The organism is Pseudomonas sp. K5002 (assembly GCF_013386655.1).
Taxonomy (GTDB): domain Bacteria; phylum Pseudomonadota; class Gammaproteobacteria; order Pseudomonadales; family Pseudomonadaceae; genus Aquipseudomonas.
Window position 1 is genome coordinate 522 of record NZ_JACARK010001256.1, and the last position, 220, is coordinate 741.

Annotated in this window: 1 protein-coding gene; it reads right to left on the bottom strand. The window is 64.1% G+C overall.

Annotated features, from left to right (window positions below; all coding sequences use genetic code 11):
* Positions 1–16: 16 nt before the first annotated feature.
* Positions 17–220, bottom strand: a 204-nt coding sequence (locus HX846_RS35460; protein WP_256740346.1) for a GMC oxidoreductase, incomplete at its 5' end; no start/stop codon positions are given.

The window sequence follows — 220 nt, forward strand, 5'->3', positions numbered from 1 at the left end:
GCCGGGCTCCTGCAGGTCAAGCCGGTAAGGTCAGTTCTTTCTCCGGGGCGAGGCTCCTTGTGTTCGGCGAAAGGATAAGCTGCGCGGCTTTTTCCGCGATCATCAGCGTCGGTGAGCAGGTGTTGCCTGAAGTGATGCGTGGCATGACCGACGCGTCGGCGATGCGCAGGCCGGGAACCCCGTGCACTCGCAGTTGGGCGTCGACCACCGCGTCCTTGTC